Source organism: Brachybacterium sp. SW0106-09 (assembly GCF_001293905.1).
Classification (GTDB): domain Bacteria; phylum Actinomycetota; class Actinomycetes; order Actinomycetales; family Dermabacteraceae; genus Brachybacterium; species Brachybacterium conglomeratum.
In genome coordinates, this window is record NZ_BCAK01000008.1 from 122,767 (window position 1) to 149,653 (window position 26,887).

Annotated in this window: 20 protein-coding genes; 5 read left to right on the forward strand and 15 right to left on the reverse strand. The window is 71.2% G+C overall.

Features of this window, described 5'->3' with window-relative positions; genetic code table 11:
- Nucleotides 1-10 precede the first annotated feature (10 nt).
- The 4 genes from serA to Y09_RS05960 all read right to left on the reverse strand — a co-directional run bounded on the left by serA (nt 11) and on the right by Y09_RS05960 (nt 5,259).
- Nucleotides 11-1,618 carry a phosphoglycerate dehydrogenase gene (serA, locus tag Y09_RS05945; protein WP_053916831.1) on the reverse strand — a complete coding sequence of 536 codons (1,608 nt, stop codon included), beginning with the start codon at nt 1,616-1,618 and terminating at the stop codon, nt 11-13.
- Between the two features lie 183 nt (nt 1,619-1,801).
- Complete coding sequence (ilvC, locus tag Y09_RS05950) at nt 1,802-2,833, reverse strand: ketol-acid reductoisomerase (protein WP_053916833.1); 1,032 nt, start codon at nt 2,831-2,833, stop codon at nt 1,802-1,804.
- Nucleotides 2,834-2,935: 102 nt separating this feature from the next.
- On the reverse strand, nt 2,936-3,451 hold the full coding sequence (ilvN, locus tag Y09_RS05955; RefSeq protein ID WP_029360997.1) for an acetolactate synthase small subunit: 516 nt from the start codon (nt 3,449-3,451) through the stop codon (nt 2,936-2,938).
- A gap of 50 nt (nt 3,452-3,501) precedes the next feature.
- Nucleotides 3,502-5,259: an acetolactate synthase large subunit gene (locus tag Y09_RS05960; protein ID WP_053916835.1), complete on the reverse strand. Its 1,758-nt coding sequence runs from the start codon at nt 5,257-5,259 to the stop codon at nt 3,502-3,504.
- A 430-nt stretch (nt 5,260-5,689) separates the two neighbouring features.
- On the opposite strand from Y09_RS05960, the gene nirB reads away from it, so the two are divergent.
- Genes nirB through cobA form a run of 3 tightly spaced genes read left to right on the forward strand, consistent with a single transcriptional unit; the run spans nt 5,690 to nt 10,319 of the window.
- Nucleotides 5,690-8,365: a nitrite reductase large subunit NirB gene (gene nirB / locus Y09_RS05965; protein ID WP_053916837.1), complete on the forward strand. Its 2,676-nt coding sequence runs from the start codon at nt 5,690-5,692 to the stop codon at nt 8,363-8,365.
- Nucleotides 8,365-8,772 carry a nitrite reductase (NAD(P)H) small subunit gene (locus Y09_RS05970; RefSeq protein ID WP_053916839.1) on the forward strand — a complete coding sequence of 136 codons (408 nt, stop codon included), beginning with the start codon at nt 8,365-8,367 and terminating at the stop codon, nt 8,770-8,772. Before nirB ends, Y09_RS05970 begins: the two co-directional genes overlap by 1 nt.
- Nucleotides 8,769-10,319 carry a uroporphyrinogen-III C-methyltransferase gene (gene cobA, locus Y09_RS05975; protein ID WP_053916841.1) on the forward strand — a complete coding sequence of 517 codons (1,551 nt, stop codon included), beginning with the start codon at nt 8,769-8,771 and terminating at the stop codon, nt 10,317-10,319. The genes Y09_RS05970 and cobA overlap by 4 nt, the downstream gene beginning before the upstream one ends.
- A gap of 76 nt (nt 10,320-10,395) precedes the next feature.
- Here cobA and ilvD read toward each other — a convergent pair whose 3' ends face one another.
- Nucleotides 10,396-12,228: a dihydroxy-acid dehydratase gene (ilvD, locus tag Y09_RS05980; protein ID WP_053916843.1), complete on the reverse strand. Its 1,833-nt coding sequence runs from the start codon at nt 12,226-12,228 to the stop codon at nt 10,396-10,398.
- A 134-nt stretch (nt 12,229-12,362) separates the two neighbouring features.
- Here ilvD and Y09_RS05985 point away from each other — a divergent pair, with 134 nt between their 5' ends.
- Nucleotides 12,363-13,475 (forward strand): hypothetical protein, encoded by a 1,113-nt coding sequence (locus Y09_RS05985; RefSeq protein WP_053916846.1) that lies wholly within the window; start codon nt 12,363-12,365, stop codon nt 13,473-13,475.
- Entirely contained in the window at nt 13,472-13,963 is a 492-nt protein-coding gene (locus Y09_RS05990; RefSeq protein ID WP_053916848.1) for a hypothetical protein, read from the forward strand. The genes Y09_RS05985 and Y09_RS05990 overlap by 4 nt, the downstream gene beginning before the upstream one ends.
- A gap of 17 nt (nt 13,964-13,980) precedes the next feature.
- Here the strand turns inward: Y09_RS05990 and Y09_RS05995 are convergent, their stop codons facing one another.
- The 10 genes from Y09_RS05995 to Y09_RS17135 all read right to left on the reverse strand — a co-directional run bounded on the left by Y09_RS05995 (nt 13,981) and on the right by Y09_RS17135 (nt 26,742).
- On the reverse strand, nt 13,981-16,308 hold the full coding sequence (locus tag Y09_RS05995; protein ID WP_053916850.1) for a GNAT family N-acetyltransferase: 2,328 nt from the start codon (nt 16,306-16,308) through the stop codon (nt 13,981-13,983).
- Nucleotides 16,309-16,340: 32 nt separating this feature from the next.
- Nucleotides 16,341-17,666 (reverse strand): lysine N(6)-hydroxylase/L-ornithine N(5)-oxygenase family protein, encoded by a 1,326-nt coding sequence (locus Y09_RS06000; RefSeq protein WP_053916852.1) that lies wholly within the window; start codon nt 17,664-17,666, stop codon nt 16,341-16,343.
- The gene (locus Y09_RS06005) at nt 17,663-19,192 is read right to left on the reverse strand and encodes an aminotransferase class I/II-fold pyridoxal phosphate-dependent enzyme (protein WP_053916855.1); all 1,530 of its coding nucleotides are present in this window, start codon (nt 19,190-19,192) and stop codon (nt 17,663-17,665) included. The genes Y09_RS06000 and Y09_RS06005 overlap by 4 nt, the downstream gene beginning before the upstream one ends.
- Before the next feature lie 274 nt (nt 19,193-19,466).
- Nucleotides 19,467-21,167, reverse strand: a complete 1,701-nt coding sequence (locus Y09_RS06010) for a sodium:alanine symporter family protein (RefSeq protein WP_053916857.1) — start codon at nt 21,165-21,167, stop codon at nt 19,467-19,469.
- A 401-nt stretch (nt 21,168-21,568) separates the two neighbouring features.
- A complete protein-coding gene (gatB, locus tag Y09_RS06015; protein WP_053916859.1) occupies nt 21,569-23,080 on the reverse strand; it encodes an Asp-tRNA(Asn)/Glu-tRNA(Gln) amidotransferase subunit GatB in 1,512 nt (503 codons plus the stop codon).
- The gene (gatA, locus tag Y09_RS06020; protein WP_053916861.1) at nt 23,077-24,591 is read right to left on the reverse strand and encodes an Asp-tRNA(Asn)/Glu-tRNA(Gln) amidotransferase subunit GatA; all 1,515 of its coding nucleotides are present in this window, start codon (nt 24,589-24,591) and stop codon (nt 23,077-23,079) included. The genes gatB and gatA overlap by 4 nt, the downstream gene beginning before the upstream one ends.
- Before the next feature lie 17 nt (nt 24,592-24,608).
- Nucleotides 24,609-24,905 (reverse strand): Asp-tRNA(Asn)/Glu-tRNA(Gln) amidotransferase subunit GatC, encoded by a 297-nt coding sequence (gene gatC / locus Y09_RS06025; RefSeq protein WP_053916864.1) that lies wholly within the window; start codon nt 24,903-24,905, stop codon nt 24,609-24,611.
- Between the two features lie 89 nt (nt 24,906-24,994).
- On the reverse strand, nt 24,995-25,804 hold the full coding sequence (locus Y09_RS06030; RefSeq protein ID WP_053916866.1) for an N-acetyltransferase: 810 nt from the start codon (nt 25,802-25,804) through the stop codon (nt 24,995-24,997).
- Between the two features lie 9 nt (nt 25,805-25,813).
- A complete protein-coding gene (locus tag Y09_RS06035) occupies nt 25,814-26,182 on the reverse strand; it encodes a DUF2185 domain-containing protein (RefSeq protein WP_053916868.1) in 369 nt (122 codons plus the stop codon).
- Entirely contained in the window at nt 26,182-26,742 is a 561-nt protein-coding gene (locus Y09_RS17135) for a hypothetical protein (RefSeq protein ID WP_148639546.1), read from the reverse strand. The genes Y09_RS06035 and Y09_RS17135 overlap by 1 nt, the downstream gene beginning before the upstream one ends.
- Nucleotides 26,743-26,887: the final 145 nt, after the last annotated feature.

The following is a 26,887-nucleotide window of genomic DNA, read 5'->3' on the forward strand; positions in this document are numbered from 1 at the left end:
GGGGGTGGGATCAGTAGACGAGGTCGACGGCGTGGATCGAGCGCGCGTCGATCGCGGCGCCCAGCTCCTCGGCGAACTCGCGGGAGACGGACTCGTCCAGGTCGAGGACCACGAGGGCCTCGGCGCCCTGGGCGCGGCGGACGCGGGAGACCTGCATGCCGGCGATGTTGATGCCGGCCTCGCCGAGGAGGGCGCCGTACTTGCCGATCAGGCCCGGCCCGTCCGAGTAGCGCAGGATCAGCAGGTGGTCGCTCAGCGGCACGTCGAGCGCATGGCCGAAGACGTCGATGAGCTTGTGCTCCTGGTCCACGCCGCTGAGCGTGCCGGAGACGGCCACGACGCCGCCGCCGCGCAGCGTGCCGCGCAGGGTGATGACGTTGCGGAAGCGCTCGGTGGTCTCGTCGGTGACGAGGTTGACGGCGATGCCACGCTCCTCGGCGAGGACGGGGGCGTTGACGTAGCTGACCTGCTCGGTGACCACGGAGCGGAACATGCCGCGCAGGGCGGAGAGCTTCAGCGCGGTGACGTCGCGGGAGGCGATCTCGCCGTGGACCTCGATGTCGAGCACCTCGGGGGCCTCGCCGGCCAGGGCGGTGAAGAGCTGGCCGAGCCGGTCCGACAGGGCGACGCCCGGGCGGACCAGGTCGTCGATCGCGCCGCCGGCGACGTTGACCGCGTCGGGGACGAGCTCGCCCGCGAGCGCCAGGCGCACGGACTTCGCCACCGCCACGCCGGCCTTCTCCTGCGCCTCGGCGGTGGAGGCGCCGAGGTGCGGGGTGAGGGTGATGTTCTCGAGCTCGAGCAGCTTCGCGGCGGTCTCGCTCTTCGCGGGCGGCTCGGAGGAGTACACGTCCAGGCCGGCCCCGGCGATCTGCCCGGTGCTCAGCGCGGTGTACAGCGCCTCCTCGTCGATCAGGCCGCCGCGGGCGGCGTTGACGACGTGGAGGTTCGGCTTCGCGAGCGCGAACTCCTCGGCGCCGATCAGGCCCGTGGTCTCAGGGGTCTTGGGCATGTGGACGGTGATCACGTCGGCCTCGCGCATCAGCTCGTCGAGCTCGACGACGCGTGCGCCGAGCTCGGCGGCGCGGGCGTGGTTGACGTAGGGGTCGTAGGCCAGGAGCGTCACGCCGAAGGGGCGCAGGCGCTCGGCGACGAGCTGGCCGATGCGGCCGAAGCCCACCACGCCGACGGTCTTCTCCAGCAGCTCCACGCCGGTGAGCTGCTTGCGCTCCCAGCGGCCGGCCTTCACGGAGGAGTCGGCGCGGCCGAGGTTGCGCAGCGAGGCGAGGATCAGCGCGATCGCGAGCTCCGCGGCGGAGACGATGTTGGAGGTCGGGGCGTTGATGACCATGACGCCCGCGGTGGTGGCGCCGGGGACGTCGACGTTGTCCAGGCCCACGCCGGCGCGGGCGACGACGCGAAGCTTCGGGGCCGCGGCGTACACCTCCGCGTCGACCTGGGTGGCGGAGCGGACCAGGAGGGCATCGGCCTCCGCCACTGCGGCGAGCAGCGCGGGACGGTCGGTGCCGTCCACGCTGCGGACCTCGACGTCGGGGCCCAGGACCTCGACGGTGGCGGGCGACAGCTCCTCAGCGATGAGCACGACAGGACGCGTCACGGGTTCTCCTCCGGTACGGATGGCGGTCGTCGCTCACGCCCTCGGGTGCGACGGGTTTCAGGGGACAGCGTAGTCCCGTGTCCGCCATGCGGGAACGAGGGTCAGGATGCGAGACCGTTGCACGAAGGACGGCGGCGGGAGCACCTCGTGGGTGCTCCCGCCGCCGTCTCGGGACCGGGTCGGTCAGCGCGCGGCGCTGCCCTCGACGTAGTCCGAGTCGATGGACTGCGCGCTCCAGGAGAACATCTTGCGCAGGTCCTTGCCGACCTTCTCGATCGGGTGCTCGGCCTCCTCGGCGCGGAGCTTCTTGAACTCCTCGGCGCCGTTGTCCTGGTCGTCGATGAAGCGCTTGGCGAAGGCGCCGGACTGGATGTCGGCGAGGATCGCCTTCATGTCGGCCTTCGTCTGATCGGTGACCACGCGGGGGCCGGAGACGTAGTCGCCGTACTCGGCGGTGTCGGAGATCGACCAGCGCTGCTTGGCGATGCCGCCCTCGTTCATGAGGTCGACGATGAGCTTGAGCTCGTGGAGGACCTCGAAGTACGCGATCTCCGGCTGGTAGCCGGCGTCGGTGAGGGTCTCGAAGCCGGCCTGGACGAGGTGGCTCATGCCGCCGCACAGCACGGCCTGCTCGCCGAAGAGGTCGGTCTCGGTCTCCTCGGTGAAGGTGGTCTTGATGACGCCGGCGCGGGTGCCGCCGATGCCCTTGGCGTAGGACAGGGCGAGGTCCCAGGCGGATCCGGTCGCGTCCTGTTCCACGGCGACGATGTCCGGGATGCCGCGGCCGGCGACGAACTCGCGGCGCACGGTGTGGCCGGGGGCCTTCGGGGCGATCAGCAGCACGTCGACGCCCTCGGGGACCTCGATGTAGCCGAAGCGGATGTTGAAGCCGTGCGCGAAGGCGATCGCCTTGCCCTCGGAGAGGTGGGGCTTGATCGAGTCCGCGAAGACCTTCCGCTGGTCCTGGTCGGGGGTGAGGATCATGATCAGATCCGCCCACTCGGCGACCTCGGCGACGGTCCCGACGGTCAGGCCCTCCTCCTGGGCCTTCGCGGCGGACTTCGAGCCCTCGCGCAGGCCCACGCGGACCTCGACGCCGCTGTCGCGCAGGTTCAGCGCGTGGGCGTGGCCCTGCGAGCCGAAGCCGACGACTGCGACCTTCTTGCCCTGGATGATGGACAGGTCGGCGTTGTCGTCGTAAAAGATCTCAGCCACGTTGTGCTCCTTCGATGGTTGCGTGTGGGCCTCGGGGCGATGGTAGCGCCCCTCGTCCTGCGATATGAGAAACGGTCTTGCTATTCGGTCAGCGGGGCGGGGTCAGGACAGCAGCGCGCGGTCGGTGATCGCCCGACCGCCGCGCCCGATCGCGACCTCGCCGGACTTCACGATCTCGCGGATCCCGAACTCCTCGAGCATGCCGAGGAGGGCGGTGAGCTTGTCCTGCGTGCCGGTCGCCTCGATCGTCACCGAGTCCGAGGCGGCGTCGACGACCTTCGCGCGGAACATCTGCACGATCTCCAGCACCGGGGTGCGGGTGGAGCTGTCGGCGGTGACCTTGATGAGGATCAGCTCGCGCTGGACCGTCTGGCGGGGGTCGAGCTGGACGATCTTGAGGACGTTGACGAGCTTGTTGAGCTGCTTGGTGATCTGCTCGAGCCGGTGCTGCTCGACGTCGACCACGACCGTGATGCGGGAGATCTCCGGATGCTCGGTGGGTCCCACCGCGAGCGAGGAGATGTTGTAGCCGCGACGGGAGAACAGGGCGGTGACGCGGGTGAGCGCACCGGGCTTGTTCTCCACCAGCACCGAGAGGGTCTGGCTGTTCGGCGACATGACGTAGTCGGGGGTACCGGTCGGGGCCTGCTGCTGGTTGGTGGTCATGCTCAGATGTCCCTCTCCCACTCGGGGCTCATGCCCTGGGCGATCTGGATCTCGTCGTTGGAGACGCCGGCCGGCACCATCGGCCACACCATCGCGTCGGCGCTGACGGTGAAGTCCACGATCACGGGGCGGTCGTTGATCTCCATCGCCTGGCGGATGGTGTCGTCGATGTCCTCGTCCCGCTCGCAGCGCAGGCCCGCGCAGCCGTACGCGTCGGCGAGCTTGACGAAGTCGGGGATGCGGCGCGAGCCGTGGCCGGTGTTCAGCTCGGTGTTCGAGTAGCGCTGGTCGTAGAACAGGTTCTGCCACTGGCGCACCATGCCCAGCGAGCTGTTGTTGATGACGGCGACCTTGATCGGGATGTCGTTGATGACGCAGGTGGCGAGCTCCTGATTGGTCATCTGGAAGCAGCCGTCGCCGTCGATGGACCACACCGTCTTCTCCGGCATGCCCACCTTGGCGCCCATCGCCGCGGGCACCGAGTAGCCCATGGTGCCCAGCCCCCCGGAGTTGATCCAGGTGCGCGGGTTCTCGTACTGGACGAACTGGGCCGACCACATCTGGTGCTGGCCCACGCCCGCGACGTAGATCGAGTCCGGTCCGGAGATCGCGCCGATGCGGGAGATGACCTTCTGCGGGGCGGTGAAGCCGTCCTCGGTCGCGGTCCAGCCCAGCGGGTAGTTCTCCCGCAGCATGTCCAGCGTGCCCCACCAGCCCTCGTAGTCGCGGGGGTCGGACTCGGCCAGACGGGCGCGGAGCTCCTCGGTCAGGGCCTTGGCGATCTGCCCGGCCTGCCCGACGATCGGCACGTCGGCGACGAGGTTCTTCGAGATCTCGGCGGGGTCGATGTCCGCGTGGATGATCTTCGCGCCGGGCGCGAAGGAGTCCAGGCGGCCGGTGACCCGGTCGTCGAAGCGGGCGCCGATGTTGATCAGCAGGTCCGCGCGCTGCAGGGCCGAGACCGCGGCGACGGTCCCGTGCATGCCGGGCATCCCGAGGTGGCTCGGGTGGGAGTCCGGCAGGGCGCCGCGCGCCATGAGGGTGGTGGTGAAGGGGATGCCGGAGGAGTCCACGAGCTCGCGCACCTCGTCAGAGGCGTTGCCGCGCAGCACGCCGCCGCCGAGCAGGAACACCGGGCGCTTCGCCTCGAGCATGAGACGCACCGCCTCGCGGATCTGCTTGCCGTGCGGGCGCGGCTCGGGGCGGTAGCCGGGCAGGTCGAGGGTCTCGGGCCAGACGAACTCCATCATGTCCTGCTGGGCGTCCTTGGTGACGTCCACCAGCACCGCGCCGGGCCTGCCGGTCGAGGCGATGTGGAAGGCCTGCTTGATCACCTTCGGAATCTCCGCGGCGTCCTTGACCAGGAAGTTGTGCTTGGTCACCGGCATCGTCATGCCCACGATGTCCGCCTCCTGGAAGGCGTCGGTGCCGATGAACATCGAGCCGACCTGGCCGGTGATCGCGACCAGCGGGATCGAATCCATCTGGGCGTCGGCGATCGCGGTGATGAGGTTGGTGGCACCGGGGCCGGAGGTCGCCAGGCACACGCCGACCTTGCCGGTCGCGTGGGCGTAGCCGGAGGCGGCGTGGCCGGCGCCCTGTTCGTGCCGGACCAGCACGTGACGGAGCTTCTTCGCGTCCATCAGCGGGTCGTAGGTGGGCAGGATCGCGCCGCCGGGAAGGCCGAAGACGACCTCTGCCCCGGCATGCTCGAGGGACTCGACCAGCGCCTGCGCGCCGGTCATCTGCTGTCCGGTCATCGGAACTCCTTCGTCGTCTCGGACGGTGGGCGGTGGCGGTGAGTGGAACATGCTCCCCGCCCCTCCCGTCGCGCCGTCCCGCGGGCCGGGCACGAAAAAGCCCCTCCGCCTGGGGCTCGGGGAGGGGCGCGGATGACGTCTCGAAGCGACGAGTGGGCGTCAGCCGCGCTCGGGAACTACGAGAAGGATCGTCTGCATGCGCCCACCATAGGCCCCGGACCGTGGCCGGGGCCACCTGTCCGGATCGCGAGACCCTGCGGGCAGCCGGCGCATCGGCGCAGGCGCGACGCGATTCGTCACGACGCGGTGTAAAGCCCGGAGGGACCCGCCCCGACGCCCGACGAAGCGACGAAAGTCCTGCGCACGGCGTCCGGTCCTGCCTACGGTATGGACGAGGTCACCCGCTCCAGAGAGGACCGTGCGCAGAGCCATGAACGCCACCGGCCATTCCCCCCTCGCCCCCGCCGCCGGGACGCCGTTGCCGCCCGGCACCCGCATCGTCGTGATCGGCGGCGGCATGACCGGGCACCGCTTCGCGGCCCGGATGCAGTCCCTGGACCCCGCCGGCGACTGGACCCTCACCGTGATCGGCGAGGAGTCCCAGCATCCCTACGACCGCGTGCACCTCTCGGACTGGTTCGGCCACCGCCGCGCCGAGATGCTCGCCCTGGACACCGGGGTCTGGGCCGACCCGCGGATCACGCTGGTCACGGGCGACGCCGCCGAGAGCGTGGACCGCTCCGCGCACACCGTCACCTGCGCCTCCGGCACCGTCCACGAGTACGACCGGCTCGTGCTCGCCACCGGCTCCTGGGCCTGGGCGCCCCGCGCCGAGGGCAAGGACCTGCCCGGCTCCTTCAGCTATCGCACGGTCGACGACGTCGAGTCCCTCGCCGCCTGGGTCGCCGAGCGCGGCGAGGCGCTGGGCCGCGAGGTCCGCGGCGTCGTCGTCGGCGGCGGCGTACTCGGCCTCGAGGCCGCGGCCGCGCTGCAGGACCTCGGCGCCCGCTCCACCGTGGTCGAGTTCGCGGACCGGCTCATGGCCGTCCAGCTCGACGACGGCGGCGGCGAGATGCTGCGGCTGCTCATCCAGGACAAGGGCATCGAGGTGCGCACCGGCGTGGGCGCGACCGCCTTCCGTCCCGCCGAGGACGGTGCGATCGGCACCGCGGAGCTCACCGACGGCAGCGAGCTGCCCGCCGACGTCGTCGTCTTCTCCACCGGCATCCGCCCCCGCGACCGGATCGGCCGCGAGGCCGGCCTCGCCGTCGGCGAGCGCGGAGGCATCGTGGTGGGCGAGAGCTGCCAGACCTCCGACCCGGACATCTGGGCGATCGGCGAATGCGCCTCCTTCGACGGGGTGTGCGCGGGCCTGATCGCCCCCGGCAACGACATGGCCGACGTGGTCGCCGACCGGTTCCTCGGCGGCACCCGCACGCACCAGCGAGGCGAGGACGGCACGAAGCTCAAGGGCGTGGGCGTGGACGCCGCCGCCTTCGGCGACGTCAACGCCATGACCCCCGACGCGCTCGAAGTCTCCTTCGTCGACCCGGTCCACCGCCAGTACCGCAAACTCGTGATGAGCGACGACGCGACGACCCTGCTCGGCGGCGTGTTCGTCGGCGACATCGCGCTGTACTCGCAGCTGCGCCCGATGACCGGGCGGGCCCTGGGCGCCGACCCCTCCGCGGTGATCGCGCCGGAGGGCGCGGGCGATGCGCTCGCGGGCGCGGAGATGCCGGACGACGCGGTGATCTGCTCGTGCAACAACGTCTCCGCCGGCACCGTCCGCCACGCTGTCAATGAGCAGGGCTGCCACACGGTCGGCGCGATCAAGGAGTACACCACCGCCGGCACCGTGTGCGGCTCCTGCGTCCCGTCGCTGACGAAGCTGCTGAACCAGGAGCTGGCCAAGAGCGGTATCGAGGTCTCCCGCGCGCTGTGCGAGCACTTCGACCACTCCCGCGCAGAGCTGTACAGGCTCGTCGAGGAGGGTGGCCAGGAGACCTTCACCGAGGTCGTCGCCGCGCACGGCACCGGCGCGGGCCGCGGCTGCGCGGTCTGCCGCCCCACGGTCGCCTCGATCCTGTCCTCGCTCGGCGCTCTCTCCGGCAAGCGTCACAGCCCGGTGGGCCGTCAGCTCGGCTCGCTGCAGGACACCAACGACCACGTCATGGCGAACATCCAGAAGGACGGCACCTACTCGGTGATCCCCGCGATGCCCGCCGGCGAGGTCACCCCCGAGAAGCTGCTCGTCTTCGCTCAGGTCGCGAAGGACTACGGCCTGTACGTGAAGGTCAACGGCGCCCAGCGGATCGGCATGTTCGGGGCCCGGCTCGAGCAGCTGCCGGAGATCTGGGAGCGCCTGGTCGAGGCCGGCTTCGAGTCCGGCCACGCCTACGGCAAGTCGCTGCGGATGGTGAAGAGCTGCCTGGGCACCAACTGGTGCCGCTACGGCGTGGGCGACTCGACCGCGATGGCCTCGCACCTCGAGCGCCGCTATCGGGGGCTGCGCTCCCCGCACAAGATCAAGATCGGCGTCTCGGGCTGCGCCCGCGAGTGCGCGGAGGCGCAGGCCAAGGACGTCGGCGTGATCGCCACGCACCGCGGCTGGAACCTGTACGTCGGCGGGAACGGCGGCGCCCAGCCCGCCCATGCGCAGCTCCTCGTCGAGGACCTCGACGACGAGACCCTGCAGCGCTGCATCGACCGCTTCCTCATCCTCTACATCCGCGAGGCGGACAAGCTCCAGCGCACCGCCCGCTGGGTCGAGGAGTACCCCGGCGGCATCGACGAGCTGCGGCGCGTGATCGTGGAGGACTCCCTCGGCATCGGCGAGGAGCTCGAGGCCGCCATGCAGCGCCACACCGACACCTACGTCGACGAGTGGGCCGAGGCGGTGCACGATCCGGAGCGGCGCGCGAAGTTCGTGTCCTTCATCAACGCCCCGGACCTGCACGACAAGACGCTGCGCTACGTGCTGGAGCGCGAGCAGGTGCGCCCGGCCCGGCCGGAGGACGCTCCGGAGACCACCTTCCCGACCCCGCTCGCGGCGAAGGAGCACGCCCTCGCCGGCGCCGCCCACATCTCGCAGGAGGACCAGTGATGACCGCCCCCGCCGACGCCCTCGTGCCGATCTGCCCGCTCGACGCGCTGACCCCCGAGCGGGGCGCCGCGGCGCTCCTGCCGGACGGCACCCAGATCGCGGTGTTCCTGCTGGACGACGGGAGCGTGCGCGCCGTCCAGCAGCACGACCCCTACTCCCGCTCGAACATCCTCTCCCGCGGCCTGGTGGGCACCCACCTGCTCACGGTCGAGGGCGAGACGGAGGGGCGGCTCGTGCCCACCCTCTCCTCCCCCATGTACAAGCAGAGCTGGGACCTCGACACCGGCGCGGTGCTCGACTCCGGCGGCGGGGAGAGGCTGCCGATCGCGGTGTTCGACGTCGAGGTGCACGGCGGGCACGTGCACGTCTCCGCCGCGCCGCGCCCCGGCACGGGCGGGGAGGCGTGAACGACCTGACCGGCGCCCACCTCGAGCCCGGGGCCGTCGCCCTCGTGGGCGGCGGCCCCGGCGCCTGGGACCTGATCACGGTGCGGGGCCTGGACCTGCTGCGCCAGGCCGACGTGGTGGTCGCCGACCGGCTCGGGCCGCGCGCGCTGCTGGACGAGCTGGGGGCCGACGTCGAGGTGATCGACGTGGGCAAGCGGCCCGGCGCGCACTCCATGCGGCAGGACGACATCGGCGCGCTGCTCGTCGCGTTGGCCCGCGAGGGACGGCGCGTGGTGCGGCTGAAGGGCGGGGATCCCTTCGTGCTGGGCCGCGGCGGCGAGGAGGTCCTCGCCTGTCGCGCCGCGGGCATCGACGTGCAGGTGGTGCCCGGGGTGACCTCGGCGCTGGCCGGCCCCGCGTCCGGGGACGTCCCCGTCACCCATCGCGGCACCGCCGTCGCCGTGCACGTGGTCAACGCCCACGGCGACCTGGGCCCCGCCGATATCGCGGCGCTCGCCGACCCCGGCACCACCACCGTGCTGATGATGGGCGTGGAGTGGCTTCCGCGGCTGGTCGCCCAGGCGCTGCTGAACGGGATCGACCCCGCGACCCCGGTCGCCGTGGTGCAGGAGGCGACCCTCCCGGGCCAGCGCCAGGTGCGCGGCACCCTCGCGGACATCGAGCAGGTCGCCTGGGAGGCCGGCATCGGGCACCCGGCGGTGATCGCCGTCGGCCGGACTGCGGCCGAGGGCTTCCTGCGCCCGGAGGAGCCGGCCGCCGCGGCGGAGGCCCCGGAGCACGGCTCGGGCCGGGAGGCCGTCGACCTGCCGGAGCACGGGCCCGCTTCCGACCGCTCCCCCGCCCCGGTGCTGATCGGCTGCTCCCACGGCACCCGCTCGCGGCAGGGACGGGACGTGCTGCGCGCCCTGCTGCGCCGGATCGCCGCGCAGGCGCCGGGCGCGGTGCGGGAGGCGTTCGTGGACGTGCAGTCCCCGGACGTGGCCGCGGTGGTCGCCGCCCATGCCCGGCCCGCCGAGGCCCGGACCCGCGAGGGCGAGGAGGTCGAGGCGGTCGTGGTGCCGCTGCTGCTCTCCCTCGGCTATCACGTGAAGGATGACATCGGCGGGGCGGTCGCCGGCCGCGCCGCGACGGCCGCCGCGCCGCTCGGCCCGGACCCGCGGCTCGCGGAGGTGATGGCGCAGCGCCTCGTCGAGGCGGGTATGCGCGACGGCGACGCGGTGGTGATGGCGGGCTCCGGCACGCGGGATCCCGAGGGAGTCGCGCAGGTCGAGGAGATGGCGCGTCTGCTCTCCGAGCGGCTCGGGCGGGAGGTGACGACGGGGTTCGCCTATGCGGCCACACCACCAGTGGCCGACGCCGTCGCCGCGGCGCGGGAGGACCTCGCCGACGACGCACGGGTGGTGGTGGCGAGCTTTGTCCTCGCCCCCGGCCATTTCCACGACCTGGTCGCCGCCTCGGGGGCCGACGTGGTCACCGCCCCGCTCGGCGATCATCCGCTCGTCGCCGAGATCGCGCTGGAGCGCTACGAGGCCGCGCTCGGGGCGTGAGCCGGCCCGGCACGTGGAACGGCCGTCGGCCCCGGAAGGGGGCGACGGCCGTTCTCGTCGGGTGCGGGTGCTGCTCTCAGTCGAGCGGGCGGCGGGTCGCGCCGTAGGTCGCCGAGCGGGCGAGGTGGGCGTAGACCTTCAGGGCCTGGGAGACCTTGCGGTCGCGGTTCTCCGGCCGCCACGGCAGGGCGCCCTTGTCCTCACGGCGACGGGCCAGCTCGTCCTCGGGCACGTCGAGCTCGAGCAGGCGCTTGTCGACGTCGATGATGATCCGGTCGCCGTCCTCGATGAGGCCGATGAGCCCGCCCTCGGCCGCCTCCGGGGAGATGTGGCCGATGGAGACGCCGCTGGTGCCGCCGGAGAAGCGGCCGTCGGTGATCAGCGCGCACGTCTTCCCGAGACCCCGTCCCTTGAGGAAGGAGGTCGGGTAGAGCATCTCCTGCATGCCGGGGCCGCCCTTGGGACCCTCGTAGCGGATGACCACCACGTCGCCGGCCGTCACGGTCTTGTCCAGGATCTTCTGGACCGCCTCCTCCTGGGAGTCGCAGACCACCGCGGTGCCCTCGAAGTGGAAGAGGTCCTCGGTGACGCCGGCGGTCTTGAACACGGCGCCGTCGCGGGCGAGGTTGCCCTTGAGCACAGCGAGGCCGCCGTCCTTGGTGTGGGCGTGGGGGACGGCGCGGACCACGCCGTTCTCGCCGTCGAGGTCGAGCTCGTCCCAGGTGTTCGTGGTGGAGAAGGCCTGGGTGGTGCGCACCCCGCCGGGGGCGGCGTGGAAGAGCGCCTCGGCCTTCTTCGAGGCCTTGCCACCGCGCACGTCCCACTCCGCCAGCCAGCTGGTGAGGTCCGGGGAGTGGACGGTGTGGACGGTGTGGTCCAGCAGCCCGGACCGGTCCAGCTCGCCGAGGATCGCGGGGATGCCGCCGGCGCGGTGGACGTCCTCGACGTGGGCGGTGCCGTTGGGGGCGACCTTCGACAGCGTCGGCACGGAGCGGGAGATGCGGTCGATGTCGTCGAGGCCGAAGTCGACGCCGGCCTCGATCGCGACGGCGAGGATGTGCAGGATCGTGTTGGTCGAGCCGCCCATCGCCACGTCCATCGCCATCGCGTTGGAGAACGCGGCCTTGGTCGCGATCGACCGGGGCAGGACCGACTCATCGTCCTCCTCGTAGTAGCGCGTGGCGAGCTCGACGATCTTCCGCCCCGCCTCGAGGAAGAGCTCCTTGCGGAAGGCGTGGGTGGCGAGGGTGGTGCCGTTGCCGGGCAGGGACAGGCCCAGCACCTCGGTGAGGCAGTTCATCGAGTTCGCGGTGAACATGCCCGAGCAGGAGCCGCAGGTGGGGCAGGCGTTCTCCTCCACCTCGGCGAGCTGCGCGTCGGTGATCGAGTCGTTCGCGGACAGCGACATCGCATCGACCAGGTCGATCCGGTTCTCGGTGACGCCCTCGACGGGCTTGCCGGACTCGGAGGGGCCGCCGGAGACGAAGACGACCGGGATGTTCAGGCGCATCGCGGCCATGAGGTGGCCAGGGGTGATCTTGTCGCAGTTCGAGATGCACACCAGCGCGTCGGCGGTGTGGGCGTTGACCATGTACTCGATCGAGTCGGCGATGAGGTCGCGGCTGGGCAGCGAGTAGAGCATGCCGCCGTGGCCCATCGCGATGCCATCGTCGACGGCGATGGTGTTGAACTCCTTGGAGACGCCGCCGGCCTCCTCGACCGCGCTCGCGACCAGGTCACCCATGTTCTTGAGGTGGACGTGGCCGGGGACGAACTGCGTGTACGAGTTCGCGATCGCGATGATCGGCTTGCCGAAGTCGCCGCTCTTCATGCCGGTGGCGCGCCAGAGGGCGCGGGCACCTGCCATGTTGCGGCCGTGGGTCGAGGTGCGGGAACGGAGCTGAGCCATGCCCGTCATGCTACGCCGCCATGCGAGATGGCGATGTCACCATCCGGACAGTGGGCGCCGGACGGGGACCTCTCCCCATGGACAGGACGTACACGACCCGTCACGCTCGTCTCAGGACACGACGAGGGGATGACATGGCGAACACTTTCATGGGGGCTGACACGGAGGCGCTGCGCACGTTCGCGCAGGCAATACGCACCGGCCGAGATGCACTCGGCGAGGCCAAGACCTCGGTGTCACGCGGGGCCCGCTCGGAGGAGATCTGGAGAGGCGGGGACGCCGACGACTTTCGTGGTCACATCTACTCTTCTGTGCTGCCGGCGCTCGACTCCATCGAACGGTCGCTCGACCGTCTCGCGGACGACGCCGATGGACACGCGGAGGAGCAGGACCTCGCTTCCGATCCAGGCGGCACCCTCGATGCCGTCCTCTTCATGCAGCCGCTCCCTGCCCCTCGGCCGGAGACGGCGCCCAGAGCCGGTCGAGAGGCCGGACGTGAGGACGGCCGTCGGGATGGCGACAACGACGCCGGACCGGCGCAGGGCACTCTCGGCGACGGACTCCCTGACGGGCTCGGAACGCCTGTCCCCGGCACGACCGTGCCTGATCCCGGGATGCCCGAATGGCACCCCGTCGACGCGGGCGCCGGAGGCTGGGGCAGTGAAGATCCGACTCTCGGCGATCAGGCCAACCATGAGGCGGCGACGCAGATGGCTTCGCTCATGTCGGTGCTGTGGCCCGACGCCTCGGAGAACCTGTTGCACTTCCTCGGAAACTCGGGGGCGGACAAGGAGATGGACCTCGAGGCGTTCCTCGCGGACGAACCGGATATCCGGTCACAGATCGAAACCCGCGAGCGAGACATCGGTCAGCTCGCATTGGAACGTGCACAGCAGTCGGGCGCCGATGGTCCGGTGACGTTCCCGGTTCAGACCGGCTGGCCCGGCACTACGGCCTCGAGCGACAACTGGTACTACGCAACGGGGTCCGGGAACTATTCGATGAACGGACAGGTCACGGTGTATCCACCGGATGCGACCAATCCTGAGTGGAGGTACGAGATGAACACCACTCTGAACTATCGTGACCAGTACAACTGGGACGGCAGCAAGAGCACGACGATTGATCTGCCCGGCCCCGTCGATCCCACGATCTCCGACGAGCAGCTGGCGGAGCTGCATCGGGCAGGCTTGGCGAAGGAGTTCCTGCTCCACGGGACCTCCGAGAGGCGGACGACTGGACCATGACCGACGCGATCTCGCCACCACGCAGGGACGCCCTCCGCGCCGCCGTCGTCGGGACGACGACGCTCCTGCTGGTCGGCACCGGATGCGACAACACCCGCACCCCCGAGGAGAGCACACCGATGACCGACGACACCCCCACCGCCGAGGAGGCCCTGGCCGCCGTCGGCATTCCCGCGCCCGAGGCGGAGCTCTCCGTCTCCAAGGGCATCACCGTCTCCGACCTGGACGAGTGGAGCGTGCGCGTCTCGTTCACAGCACCCGTCGAGGAGGTCACGAGCTGGGTGGCGGGCTCCTTCAACGGTTCTGAGGGGCTTCCTGTGAGCCAGGACGGCGGGACGATCTCCCAGCGCTTCACGCCCGAGGAGGTCCGGAAGGGAGCCCGGTACATCACCGGTTCCAACCCCTCGGATCCCTCCGCCACGTACACGGTGCTCATCTCCCCGGAGGGCACGGACGTGGTCGTCGCCGCTGCGCGCACGTCCCGCTGACCTCGGAGGGCGGCTCGTCAGATCAGGACGCCGACCCGGGCGACGGGATTGTCCATCCGCCCGGCGAATAGCAGCGAGGAGGCCTGGTCGCCGAGGTCCACCATCTGCAGGGTGTTGCGCAGCTGCAGCCGGTTCAGGCACGAGTGGGCGAAGGATTCGGTGCGCAGGTCCACGTCGCCCGCGAGGCCGCGGGCGAGGTCCGGGTGCTCGGCCTCGTACTCGTCGAGCACCTCCGCGACATGGTGCCAGAAGCGGTCGGCGGGCAGGATCCCGTCGGCGTCGAGGATGCCGGACAGGTGCCGCAGCACCCCGTCGAAGACGTCGGTGAAGATCGACAGCGCCTTGTCCTCCCCCGGCACCACGGCCCGCACCCGCTCCATGCCCTCAGGCAGCGGGCGGTGCCCCACCACGGCCATCTCCTCGCCGATGTCCTTGTAGAAGGCGCCGATCACCTGCTGGTCCCGCACGCGCAGGATGAGGTTCTCGCCGTGCGGCATGACCACCACGTCGTGGGCGAGGAGCAGGTGGACGAGCGGGCGCAGGTACGCGCGGAGGTATCCGGCGAGCCACTGCTCGGGCGGCAGTCCCGAGGCGCGCTGCATCGCCGCGGCGACGGAGCGGCCCTCGTGGTCGCGGTGCAGGAGCGCCGCCATGGTGAAGGCCCGCTCCCCCGGTGCGAGCTGCGCGACCGGGTTCTCGCGCCAGAGCGCGGCGAGCATCTTGCGGTGCGGGTTCGTGGTGCGGGTGCGGTGGTAGGCGTCGCCCGTGTACCCGATCGCGGCGCGCTCGCGCAGCACGCGGAAGCCCTGGTCCGAGAACTCCGCATCGCCGGCGACGAGTGCGGCGAGCCAATCGTTGATGGCGGGGGTGTCGCGCATGTAGTGCGGGGACAGGCCGCGCAGGAAGCCCATGTTCTGGATCGCGAGGGCGACCTTGACATAGGGGGCGCCCTCGCGGGTGCGGTTGAAGAAGGTGCGCAGGGACTGCTGGGGCTGCATCTCGTCGCCTCCCGCCCCGAGGGGGACGAGGTCTCCGCGGGCGATGTCGGCCGCGAAGGTGATCGGCAGGCGGTGCGCCGCCTGCCAGGGGTGCAGCGGCATCAGGTAGTAGTCCGTGGGGTCGAGGCCGCGATCCGTGAGCCGTGCGGTGAAGGCTGCGCGCTCCTCCGCCGACAGCGACCACGCGGCGTGGTCCTCCTCGGTGAGGCCCTCGCCGAGGGCGAGGTGGCCGTGCTCGCGCCGCACCGCGACCCATTCCAGGCGGGTGGTGCGGCCCTGCTCGGGGGCAAAGGCGCGGTAGTCGGGCAGGGAGAAGCCGATGCGGCCGTTGCCCGCGAGGAAGCCCGGGTGCCCCTCGGTCATCGCCGCCTCGATCCGTGGGAGGTCCGCGTCCAGAAGCTTCTCGGCCGACGGCCGCTCGCGGCGGCTCGCCGCATCGAGGGTCGCGCAGCGGGCCGCGAGGGTGGAGGCGAGCTCCTCGAGATAGGTGGACAGGAGATCGTCCGGGATGCCGAGGAGGTCCTGCAGCTCGGCGACGAGGACCTGCACGTCCAGCGGGGTGGGCGTGCCGTCCTCGACGCGGGTGATCGAGGCGGGGTCGACGAGCCAGTGCTCGAGCGGCAGCACCCGGGCGGTGAAGCGGTAGCGGATATCGGCGCCGGGGACGGCGAGCTCCCAGGCCCCCTCGCCGCGCCGCTCGGGGGCGAGGACGCGCTCGTGGGAGAGCTCGGCGAGCGCCTTGGCGATCAGGTGACGGTGGGCCTGCTCGGCGATGTCGGGGCGGAGATGGGCGGTGGACGTGGTGCCGGGGCCGAGGGGCGAGGCGGCGAAGTCGGCTTGGGTGCAGACGCTGAGCGCGGCGCGCTTGGTGCCCTCGCCGTCGGGGATCTCCACGTGCTGCAGCACCCGGAAGCCGGCGGCGGCGTTCTTGGCGAGCACGGCGCGGTTGCGCTCGTCGGGCTCGACGACCACTCGGGCGGCGCCTCGCTCGTGCAGGCACCAGGAGACCACCTCCCCCATCACAGCGGCGGTGAGCCCGTGCGCAGGCTCCCCGGCGGGCGGGGCGATCAACAGGTGCATGCCGAGGTCGCCGGGCTCAGGGGCGAGCAGCCCGTCCGGCAGCAGCTGCGCGGGGTCGTAGGTCTCGACGTAGACGAGCGGGGTCCCGTCGCGGGCGCCGATCCAGCCCTGCTCGTGCTCGGAGGCGTCGACGCTGTCGAGGTAGGCGCGCACCTGGGCGGGGCTGTGCGCGGTCATGCCCCAGAAGCGGGCGCGGTCGGTGGTGAGCCAGCCGTGCAGCAGCTCGGCGTGGGCGGCGGGGTCCAGCGGGGTGAAGGTCAGGTCCATCGTGGTTCTCCTGGTCTGTGCGCGGCCGGCGGTCAGTGCGCGGCCGGCAGGCCGAAGGTCTGGAAGGCGATCGCTCGTTCGATCGGGTAGGGCTCGCGGCCCAGCACGGCGGCGAGCACCACGGAGGCGCGCCAAGCGCCGAAGCCGAGGTCGGGGGCGGTGACGCCGTGGGTGTGCTCCTCGGTGCCGAGCACGTGGAGCCGGCCGGCGTCGTCGACCGTGTAGTCGCGGGCGACGTCGAGGCGGCCCGATGCGTCCCGTCGGACCCGGTCGCCGAGCGGGGCGAGGAGATCGGCGTCGCGGGGGCGGTAGCCGGTCGCGGCGACCACGGCGCCGGTGCGGTGCTCGGCCGTCTCCCCCGTGAGGGAGTGGGCGAGGTCCAGGACGATCTCGTCGCCGTTCGTGCGGGCGCCGGTGACGGCTGTGGCGGTGAGCAGGCGCGAGGGGAGCTCGCGCCCGCCGGCGGTGAGGCAGTAGAGCAGCTCGTGGATCTCGTCGATCAGGTCCGCGCTGATTCCCTTGTGCAGGGCGCGCTGGGTGCGGGAGAGACCGTCGCGGACGTCCTCGGGCAGCGCCCGGTGCAGGTCGGTGTACTCCGGGGAGGTCATCTCGAGGGTGAGCTTGGTGTACTCCATCGGGAAGAACCGCTCCGAGCGGGTCACCCAGTCCACCCTGGTGCCGCGCGGGGCGGCAGCGGCGAGCAGGTCGCGGTAGACCTCGGCGGCGGACTGGCCGCTGCCCACGACGGTGACGGAGCCCGCCTCCAGCAGCTGCGGCTTGTGGTCGAGGTAGTCGGCGCTGTGCAGGACCGCCGCGGGGCCGCCTGTCGCGGCGAGCGTCTCGAGCGAGGGCGGGAGGTGCGGGGCGGTGCCGAGGCAGAGCGCGACGTGGCGGGTTCGCAGCTGCTCGAAGCGCGTGGTCGCGCCCTGGGCGTCGAGCACGGCGAGGGTGACCAGCAGGTGGTCGTCCTCCTCCTCGATCGCGAGGGCGCGGCGGCGCCAGCGCAGGCTCTCCAGCCGCTCCGCGACCCAGCGGCAGTAGGCGTCGTACTCGCTGCGCAGCGGGGCGAAGGACTCGCGGATGTAGAAGGAGTAGAGGCGCCCGGTGGCCTTGAGGAAGGCGAGGAAGGAGTAGGGCGAGGTCGGGTCCGCCATGGTCACCAGATCGGCGAGGAAGGGGACCTGCAGGGTGGTGCCCTCGAGCATCATGCCGGGGTGCCAGGAGAAGCCGTCCGTCTGGTCGACGAAGACGGCGTCGAGGTCGTCGAGGGGGTCGGCGAGCGCGGCGAGGCCCAGGCCGAAGGGGCCGAGGCCGATGCCGACGAGGTCGTGGACGTGCTGCGGGGCGGGGGTGGTCATCGGGTCTCCTCCGGGGCGGCGAGGCGGCTGCCGGCCAGCAGGCCGCGGCCGGTCGCGCGGACGAGGTCGAGCACGGCGGCGACGTCCAGCAGCGTGGTCTCGGGGTTCAGGAGGGTGAGTTTCAGCCAGGGGGTGCCGTCGATGGTGGTGCGGGCGACCATGGCGCGGCCGGAGTGGAACAGGATCCGACGGATCAGGGGCTGCAGGGCGTCGGTGCGGGCGTCGTCGAGCCCTGCGGGGCGGAAGCGGAAGAGGACGGTGGAGAGGTCGGTGGTGCCGAGCACGTGCAGGTCGGGGTCCTCTGCGAGCAGCTCGCGCACCTCGGCGGCGAGGTCGCAGCAGGCGTCGACCATGTCCCCGATCGCGTCCGGTCCGAGGGAGCGGAGCGTGGTCCACAGCTTCAGCGCGTCGAAGCGCCGCGTGGTCTGGAGGGACTTGTCGACCTGGTTGGGCTCGGCGTCCTCGGAGGCGGCCTCGGCGGCGGGGTTGAGGTAGTCGGCGTGGTGCGCGGTCGCGGCGAGGTCCGCGCGCTCGCGCACGATCAGGGCGCTCGAGGAGACGGGCTGGAAGCAGGTCTTGTGGTAGTCGACGGTGACGGAGTCGGCGTGCTCGATGCCGTCCAGGAGGTGGCGGCGGGTGCGGGAGAGGAGCAGGCCTCCGCCGTAGGCGGCATCGACGTGGAGCCAGGCGCCGTGGGCACGGGTGGCCTGGGCGATCTCGGGCAGCGGGTCGATGAGGCCGCGGTCGGTGGTGCCGGCGGTCGCGACGATCGCCATGGGCAGCGCGCCCGCCGCCGCGAGGGCGGTGAGCGCCTCGCGCAGCGCGGCTGCGTCCATGCGTCCGGCGGCGTCGGCGGGGACGGCGACGACGGCGTTCTCGCTGAGGCCGAGCAGGCGCGCGGAGCGGGTGACGGAGAAGTGGGCGGCCTCGGTGGCGAGGACCCGCAGGCGGGGCAGCAGGGCGGCGCGGTCCTCGTCCGCGGCGCGCTCGGCGCGGGAGCGGGCGAGGAAGAGGGCCTGGAGGTTGGACTGGGTGCCGCCGGAGGTGAACACGCCGTCGCCGGCGGTGAAGCCGATCCGCTCGGCGGTCCAGCGCACCAGGCGCTGCTCCATCAGGGTCGCGACCAGGGACTGGTCGTAGGTGTCCACGGAGGTGTTGATCGCGGCGAGCATCGCCTCGGCGGCGACGGCGGGCAGCACGACGGGGCAGTTGAGGTGCGCGAGATAGGAGGGGTGGTGGAACCAGACGGCGTTGCCCGCATAGAGGGAGTCGGCCTCGGTCAGGGCGGCGGTGTCCCCCACGCCGGGTCCGTCGAGGTCGACGCCCTCCACGAGCTGCTCGAGCCGCCGGCGGTCGGGGCCGACGGAGGGGGCGCGCACCGTGCGGAGCCGCTCGGCGACGTCGCGGGTGACCTGGTCGAGCAGGTCCTGGTAGGCGTCGGCGGTGCGGGCGGTGAGCAGTCCGGTCTCCGCGGCGGCGGTCCCGTCGGGGGCCGAGGCTGCCGGTCGCGTTGCGAGTGAAGCCATGGGGAGGACCTCCTGGGGCGGCGGGCCATCCGGACCCGCCGGGGTAAGGGTTGCCTACCCTGAATACGCAAACGTGTCGTTTCGCAAACCCTGGAGCCGCCCGGATGAGAAGCGCCACGACGGTGCCGGATCGGGCAAAAGCCGTGGACACGGGCTCGCGGAGGTGCTTATCCGATGGGTCCCGTGATGGACGGATGTCCGTCAGCCGTGCTCATGACGAGGGGCCGCCCCGGTGCGTCCGGAACGGCCCCTGTCTTGCAGGACGGGTGCGGGGTCAGACCCCGGCAGAGCTGCGCTCCGCCTGCGGGTCGGCGTCGCCCCCGTGCTCGGGATCCTGGCCCCAGTCGTCGTAGTCCGTCTCCCCCATCGGCGAGGCGAGGTCGTCGTCGTGGTGGTCGGCGCGGACCGGGAAGTCGGGGTCCTCGGCGAGCTGGCGGTGGAGGTCGGCCAGGCGCAGCTCCTCGGTCAGGGTGCGGTGCTCCTCGGCGGCGACCTGCTCCGCCGTGGGCTCGTGGGAGCCCATGCCCACCTGGAGGTCCGGCTCGACCTCGGAGAGGGCGCCGACGCTCACTCGGTAGCGGTGGCGCAGGATCTCCAGGCGCAGCACACGGGCGAGGAAGTAGATGCCCAGCAGGTTCGGGACCGACATGAGGAAGAACATCGCGTCGGAGAAGGCGATCACGGAGTCCAGCGAGATCGCGGCGCCGACGATCACGGCGAGCACCCAGGCGATGCGGAAGGCGTTCTGCACCAGCGCGGAGCTGCCGAAGAGGAACTTGGCGCTGAGCTCGCCGTAGTAGGCGTAGGCCAGGACGGTCGAGAAGCCGAACAGGGCGACGGCGACGGTGAGGAGGTAGGGGAACCAGCCCGCGACGGTTCCGAAGGCGGCCGCGGTCAGCGCCACGCCGTCCTCCCCGCCGCCCTGGTAGACACCGGTGATGACGACCGCGATGGCGGTCAGCATGCACACGCCGATGGAGTCGACGAGCGGCTCCCACAGGGCGGTGAAGCCCTCGGTGGCGGGCTCCTTCGTCTTCGAGGCGCTGTGGGCCATTGCCGCGGAGCCGACGCCCGCGGCGTTGGAGAACAGCGCGCGCTGGATGCCGATGACGGCCACGCCGATGATGCCGCCGGTGACGCCGCCGGCCGTGAAGGCGCTGGTGAAGATCGTGGCGACCGCCGCGGGCAGCGCCTCGATGTTCACCAGGATGATGGTGAGCGCGCAGAGCACGTAGAGCACGGCCATCGCGGGGGTGATCGCAGAGGTCCAGCGGGCGATCTTCGTGACGCCGCCGAGGATCACGATCGCGGTGAGCGCGGCCATGACTGCGCCGATCAGCCACTGGTTGCCCGCGAGGAACTCGCTGCCGGTGGAGGAGGCGACGATCGCGGCGACCTGGTTGGACTGGAAGAGGTTGCCTGCGCCGAACACGCCGACGAGGGTGAAGATCGCGTACAGCACGGCGAGCACGCGGCCCAGGCGCCTGCGGCCGATCTGCGCGAGGCCGTCGCGCAGGTAGTACATGGGGCCGCCCTCGGTGGTGCCGTCGGCGTTGACCTTGCGGTACATGACCCCGAGGGTCGCCTCGGCCATCTTCACGCTCATGGCGAAGAAGCCGAAGATCGCGATCCAGAGCGCCGCGCCGGGGCCGCCGGCCGCGATCGCGACCGCGACGCCGGCGATGTTGCCGAGGCCGACGGTGCCGGAGAGCTCGGTGGCGAGGGCCTGGAAGCTGGAGACCTCGCCGGGATCGGTCTTGGCGGTGTACCGACCCCGGATCACCTGGATCGAGTGCTTGAGCCCGGTGATCGGCTGGAAGCGCAGCCAGACGGTCAGGAAGATCGCGGCGGCCATGAGCCAGACGACGATGATCGGCACGCCGCCGAAGATCGGGGCCTCGTAGAACACGACGGCGCTGAGGAAGGCGGCGATGGGGCCGAAGATCGTCTCGACGGCCGCGTCTATTCCAGGCATCTGAGGGGGCACTCCTTCGGCGGGGATCCGCCGGGTCGGGGACTCGGGGCCCGCAGGGCGCCGGTCACCGAGCAGGGAGGCGGCACAGCGGACAACGAATGACTGTACCCAGGGGTAACCTGCGCGCTCCGCCGCACGCCGCGCACCTCCCACTGAACGGAACCTGTACATGACATGGGCTTTCGCTCGTCACCTCGGCGTGCTTGTCCGACAATCCGGCTCGCAGATTCTTTACCCGTTCTTGACCTGCCCCGTGGAGACACTCACATCAGGGCGGCGGCGCGAAGGTCCGCAGCGCGGCGGCGGTCCGCGTCCGCGCGGACGCCCTCGGGCCATGCGCAGAGAGGACGGGCCGCCCCTGTGCGGGGCGGCCCGTCCTTCGTGCGCTGTGCGGCGAGGGCTCAGCTGACGCCGAGCTTCTCCATGATGATCTCGCGGACGCGGCCGGCGTCGGCCTGGCCGCGGGTGGCCTTCATGATCGGGCCGATCAGGGCGCCGATCGCCTGGACCTTGCCGCCCTGGATCTTCGCGACGACGTCGGGGTTGTCGGCGATCGCCTGGTCCACGGCGGTGGTGAGCACGGAGTCGTCGGAGACGACGGCCAGGCCCTCGGCCTCGACGATCGCGGCGGGGTCGCCGTTGCCGTCGAGCACCTTCACCAGCACCTGCTTGGCGATCTTGTCGTTGATCTTCTTCCCGTCGACCAGGCCCTGCAGCTCGGCGACCTGCGCCGGGGTGATCTCAAGGTCCTCGATCTCGACGTCGCGGTCCTTCGCCACGCGGGCGAGCTCGCCCATCCACCACTTGCGGGCGGACTGGGCGGAGGCGCCGGCGGTGACGGTCTGCTCGATGAGGTCCAGGGCGCCTGCGTTGATGACGTCGCGCATCTCGAGGTCGGTGAAGCCCCACTCCCCCAGCAGGCGGCGCCGGCGGGCGGCGGGCAGCTCGGGCAGCGCGGCGCGGATCTCCTCGACCCACTCGCGGCTCGGCGCGACGGGCACCAGGTCCGGCTCGGGGAAGTAGCGGTAGTCCTCCGCGTCGGACTTCGGGCGGCCCGAGGAGGTGCCGCCGGTGTCCTCGTGGAAGTGGCGGGTCTCCTGGACGATCGACTCGCCGGCGTCGAGCAGCCCGGCCTGACGGGAGATCTCGAAACGCACGGTCCGCTCGATGGAGCGGAAGGAGTTGACGTTCTTGGTCTCGGTGCGGGTGCCGAGCGGGGCGCTCGGATCCGTGCGCAGCGAGACGTTGACGTCGGCGCGGACGTTGCCGCGCTCCATCCGCGCCTCGGAGACGTCCAGCGCCCGGAAGATGTCGCGCAGGGTGCGGACATAGGCGGCGGCGACCTCGGGGGCGCGGCCCTTGGTGTCCGGGATCGGCTTGGTGACGATCTCGACCAGCGGCACGCCGGCGCGGTTGTAGTCCACCTGGGAGTGGGTCGCGCCGTGGATGCGGCCGGTCGCGCCGCCGACGTGGGTGTTCTTGCCCGCGTCCTCCTCCATGTGGGCGCGCTCGATCTCGACGCGCACGATCTCCCCGTCCTCGAGCTCGACGTCGACCCAGCCGTCGAAGGCGATGGGCTCGTCGTACTGCGAGGTCTGGAAGTTCTTGGTGAGGTCCGGGTAGAAGTACTGCTTGCGCGCGAAGCGACAGGTCTCGGCGATGGAGCAGTTCAGCGCCAGGCCGATCCGGATCGCGTACTCGACGGCCTTCGCGTTCACGACCGGCAGAGAGCCGGGCAGGCCCAGCGAGGTGGGGGTGATCGCGGTGTTCGGCTCGGCGGCGAAGATGTTCGGCGCGCCGTCGAACATCTTGGTCGCGGTGCCCAGCTCGACGTGGACCTCGATGCCGAGGACCGGGTCGTAGCGGTCGATCGCCTCGTCGAAGTCGACGGGGGTGATGTCGGTGGTGGTCATCGGGCTGCGCCTCCTGCGAGCTCGGGAGCCTTGGCCAGCAGCGGTCCGCCCCAGGAGTCCTCGAGCAGCGCCTCGAGGGCGCCGCCCACCTGGTACAGGCGCTCGTCGGCGCGGGCCGGGGCGAGGAACTGGATGCCGGCGGGCAGGCCGTCCTCGGCGAGACCCGAGGGCAGGGAGATGCCCGGGGTGCCGGCGAGGTTGGCGGGAATGGTGGCGATGTCGTTCATGTACATCGCGGTGGGGTCGTCGATCATCTCGCCGAGGCGGAAGGCGACGGTCGGCGAGGTCGGCGAGGCGAGCACGTCGACCTTCTCGAAGGCGGCGGCGAAGTCGCGCTGGACGAGGGTGCGGACCTTCTGGGCGCTGCCGTAGTAGGCGTCGTAGTAACCGGCCGACAGCGCGTAGGTGCCCAGCAGGATGCGGCGCTTGACCTCGTCGCCGAAGCCGGCGCCGCGAGTCGCCTTCATGACGTTCTCCGCAGTGGGGTGGTCCTCGGGGATCACCCGCAGGCCGAAGCGCATGCCGTCGAACTTGGCGAGGTTCGAGGAGGCCTCCGAGGGCATGATCAGGTAGTAGGCGCCGAGCGCGTACTCGAAGTTCGGGCAGGAGACCCGGACGATCTCGGCGCCGGCGCGCTCGAGCTGGTCGAGGGACTCGGTGAAGCGGGCCCGGACCTCGGGGGCGAAGCCCTCGCCCTCGAGCTCCTCGATCACGCCGATGCGCAGGCCCTTCACGTCGCGCTTGCGGGCCGCCTCGGCGTAGGCGCCGACGGGGTCCGGCAGCGAGGTCGAGTCGCGCAGGTCGTGCCCGGCGATCAGCTCGTGCAGCAGCGCCGAGTCCTCGACGGTGCGGGTGACGGGCCCGGCCTGGTCCAGGGAGCTGGCCATGGCGATCAGGCCGTAGCGGGAGACGGAGCCGTAGGTGGGCTTGACGCCCACGGTGCCGGTAACGGCGCCGGGCTGGCGGATGGAGCCGCCGGTGTCGGTGCCGATCGCGAGCGGGGCCTCGAAGGCGCCGACGGCGGCGGCGGAGCCGCCGCCCGAGCCGCCGGGAATGCGGCCCGGGTCCCAGGGGTTGCGGGTGGGGCCGTAGGCGCTGGTCTCGGTGGAGGACCCCATCGCGAACTCGTCCATGTTGGTCTTGCCGAGGATCGGCAGGCCCGCAGCGCGGAGCTTCTCGACGAGGGTCGCGTCGTACGGCGGGACCCAGCCCTCGAGGATCTTGGAGCCGGCGGTGGTGGGCTGGCCCTTGGTGACCAGGACGTCCTTGACGGCGATCGGCACGCCCGCGAGGGGGTGCAGCTCCTCGCCGGCCTCGCGGCGGGAGTCGACCTCGCGCGCGGTGGCCAGGGCCTCCTCCTCGTTGACGTGGAGGAAGGCGTTCAGGTCGCCGTCGACGGCCGCGATGCGGTCGAGGTGGGCGCGGGTGAGCTCCTCGGAGGAGGTCTCACCGGCCTGCAGCGCGGCGGCCTGGGCGGCGGCGCTGCGGCGGATCATGTCGGGGGAAAGCATCGGTCTCCTCACACTCGTCATTCTTCGCCCAGGATCTGCGGGACGGCGAAGCGGCCGTCCTGCGCATCGGGGGCGCCGGCCAGCGCCTCCTCCTGCGTGAGGGTCTCGGTCACGACGTCCTCGCGGAAGACGTTCGTCATGGCAATGGGGTGGGAGGTCGCGGGGACGTCCTCGGAGGCGACCTCGGAGACGGAGGCGACAGCGTCCATGATGGAGTCGAACTCACCGGCGAAGCGGGTGATCTCCTCCTCGGTGAGCTGGATCCGTGCGAGGTCGGCGAGGCGTGCGACGTCATCTCGTCCGATCGAAGGCATGGGGACAGTCTAGGACGGGTGCGCGCTCCGGTTCGACGGCCGCGCAGGGGTGCCGCTCTCGCGCGGGTGCGGCGCGGCGTCGGGCCGACTCAGGGCCGGGTGAGATAGCGGTACTCGCCCACCGGCGCGAACTTCTCGCCGCGGTACAGGGCGCGGGCGGCGGTGTTCCCGGTCTCGACCTCGAGCAGGGCGAAGTCCGCGCCCTGGACGGCGGCGAGGGAGAGCAGGGAGCGCACGACGGCCCGCCCGAGCCCCTCCCGTCGGCGGCCCGGGTCCACGGCGATCTGGTCGAGCACGGCGATCGTGCGGCGGCGGTGCGGGACGAGCGCGGCACGGCCGACAGCGACGGACTCGCGGGAGTTCGAGGCAGTGTCGGTAAGGGCGAGGTAGACGCCGGGGGTGCCGGCCATGAGGTCGCGCAGCGTCTTGCGAGCGCCTTCCTCGGGGCGCGGGGCGAGGCGCCAGGACGCCTCGAGCCAGTCCTCGGGCGGGGCGCCAACGGTGATCGCGGCCCGCGGATCTGGGGCGGCGCGGAGATCGGCGAGCGGGCGGAGCAGGACATGGACAGGTGGTCCGGCTGCATAGCCGCGCTGCTCGAGAGCCGCGCGGACGGGTTCGTGGTCGAGGCCGTCGGCGGAGAAGAGGCGGAACGTGGGGCTCTCCCCCGCGGCGCCGAGCAGTCCCTCGATCCTCGTCAGCGCAGCGTCGAGGGAGTCGGGGTCCGTCGGCGGGTCGATCGGGACGGCGCTGTTCGCGCGGCGGGTGACGCCGCGGGAGCGCTGGAGCGCGAAGCCGTCCACCTCGAGGCGGGACAGCGCCCGCCAGCCGCCGAGCAGCGTCTCCACGAGTGCGGTGCCGGTGAGGGCAGGGGACGCCGGTCGACGGGTGCGGGATGCCATGCGGTGAGGCTACTGGCCGCGGAACTGCGGCGGGACGAAGAGCTCCTCCCGCGAGATCTCCCGCCCGGTGGGGGTGTCGACGATGTGCAGGCCCGTCTCGTCCCGCACCAGCTGCAGGTCCGAACCGACCGGGAGGTCCCAGATCCCGATCAGCGCCGGCTCGATCGCGCACAGCTCGTTGAAGTCCACGATCCGCCAGTTCGACGTGTCGTTGAGGTAGTCGGACTCATCGATGTGGCTCATGACCTGCCACCCGTTGTCCGCCGGCGCCTGCGACGGACGACGCACCATCCACCGCACCTTCCCACGCCCCTCCAGCACGTTCAGCGTCGCCAGGCACGCCCCGGCCTTCGGAATGAACTCCATCGACTCACTCATCACTCGTTCCTCCCTTCGGTTCGTTCCATGTACTCCTCAGCCCGCCTCGTCATGTCGGGCCGGGTTGTACTTATGAGCAGTTCGCCGAGCGTCGACCCATGCTTGTTAATGATAGCGGACATGTCTATATCCGGCCGCGCGAAAACAACATCATAGAACGGCTGAAGATCATCATCGGTTGCCGCCATCCAGGAGAGCGCCTCCAGCGGATACCCGAAACGGGGAGATCGGAGATTTATATCAGCCCCTCCATCCAAAAGGCGCCTCAAGAGTGGCGCCTCGAGCTCAAAGTCATGTTCATCAGCGAGACCGGAAAAAAGTACGTGCAGCACATTGATGTTGTCATCATCAATCACTACCGACGGGTCTGAACCATGATCAAGAAGAAGGCTTGCAATGGCGACCCGATCTTCCGGCGACGGATTTCGAAGAGCCCCGGCGAGCGCCCTCCTCCAGCGCCGATCCTGCCAATCTATAGCACTAAATCCCTCAAACCACTCCTCAAAGTCCTGATACGACACCTCCTCGGCACGATAGAACGGATGGTCCATCTTTGCCATCAAAACACCCTCCTAGCACCCACTGATCACTCGGGGATCACCTTTCATCATCGTGGGAACGATTTCGAGACGGATCCTCAACCCGAGAATACTCGTCCATCCAGCGTTCACTCTCTGACTTCTGGCATACCATTTTGCCATGAAT

Bases quoted from the DNA above. Each gene is read 5' to 3' on its own strand.
- gatB (WP_053916859.1), bottom strand. From the start codon at position 23,080: ATGACCACCACCGACATCACCCCCGTCGACTTCGACGAGGCGATCGAC.
- Y09_RS05970 (WP_053916839.1), top strand. From the start codon at position 8,365: ATGACCGCCCCCGCCGACGCCCTCGTGCCGATCTGCCCGCTCGACGCG.
- gatA (WP_053916861.1), bottom strand. From the start codon at position 24,591: ATGCTTTCCCCCGACATGATCCGCCGCAGCGCCGCCGCCCAGGCCGCC.
- Y09_RS06010 (WP_053916857.1), bottom strand. From the start codon at position 21,167: ATGCCTGGAATAGACGCGGCCGTCGAGACGATCTTCGGCCCCATCGCC.
- Y09_RS06035 (WP_053916868.1), bottom strand. From the start codon at position 26,182: ATGAGTGAGTCGATGGAGTTCATTCCGAAGGCCGGGGCGTGCCTGGCG.
- Y09_RS05960 (WP_053916835.1), bottom strand. From the start codon at position 5,259: ATGACCGGACAGCAGATGACCGGCGCGCAGGCGCTGGTCGAGTCCCTC.
- gatC (WP_053916864.1), bottom strand. From the start codon at position 24,905: ATGCCTTCGATCGGACGAGATGACGTCGCACGCCTCGCCGACCTCGCA.
- Y09_RS06000 (WP_053916852.1), bottom strand. From the start codon at position 17,666: ATGACCACCCCCGCCCCGCAGCACGTCCACGACCTCGTCGGCATCGGC.
- Y09_RS05990 (WP_053916848.1), top strand. From the start codon at position 13,472: ATGACCGACGCGATCTCGCCACCACGCAGGGACGCCCTCCGCGCCGCC.
- Y09_RS05985 (WP_053916846.1), top strand. From the start codon at position 12,363: ATGGCGAACACTTTCATGGGGGCTGACACGGAGGCGCTGCGCACGTTC.
- Y09_RS06005 (WP_053916855.1), bottom strand. From the start codon at position 19,192: ATGGCTTCACTCGCAACGCGACCGGCAGCCTCGGCCCCCGACGGGACC.
- ilvD (WP_053916843.1), bottom strand. From the start codon at position 12,228: ATGGCTCAGCTCCGTTCCCGCACCTCGACCCACGGCCGCAACATGGCA.
- ilvN (WP_029360997.1), bottom strand. From the start codon at position 3,451: ATGTCGCCGAACAGCCAGACCCTCTCGGTGCTGGTGGAGAACAAGCCC.
- Y09_RS17135 (WP_148639546.1), bottom strand. From the start codon at position 26,742: ATGGCAAAGATGGACCATCCGTTCTATCGTGCCGAGGAGGTGTCGTAT.
- Y09_RS06030 (WP_053916866.1), bottom strand. From the start codon at position 25,804: ATGGCATCCCGCACCCGTCGACCGGCGTCCCCTGCCCTCACCGGCACC.
- Y09_RS05995 (WP_053916850.1), bottom strand. From the start codon at position 16,308: ATGGACCTGACCTTCACCCCGCTGGACCCCGCCGCCCACGCCGAGCTG.
- nirB (WP_053916837.1), top strand. From the start codon at position 5,690: ATGAACGCCACCGGCCATTCCCCCCTCGCCCCCGCCGCCGGGACGCCG.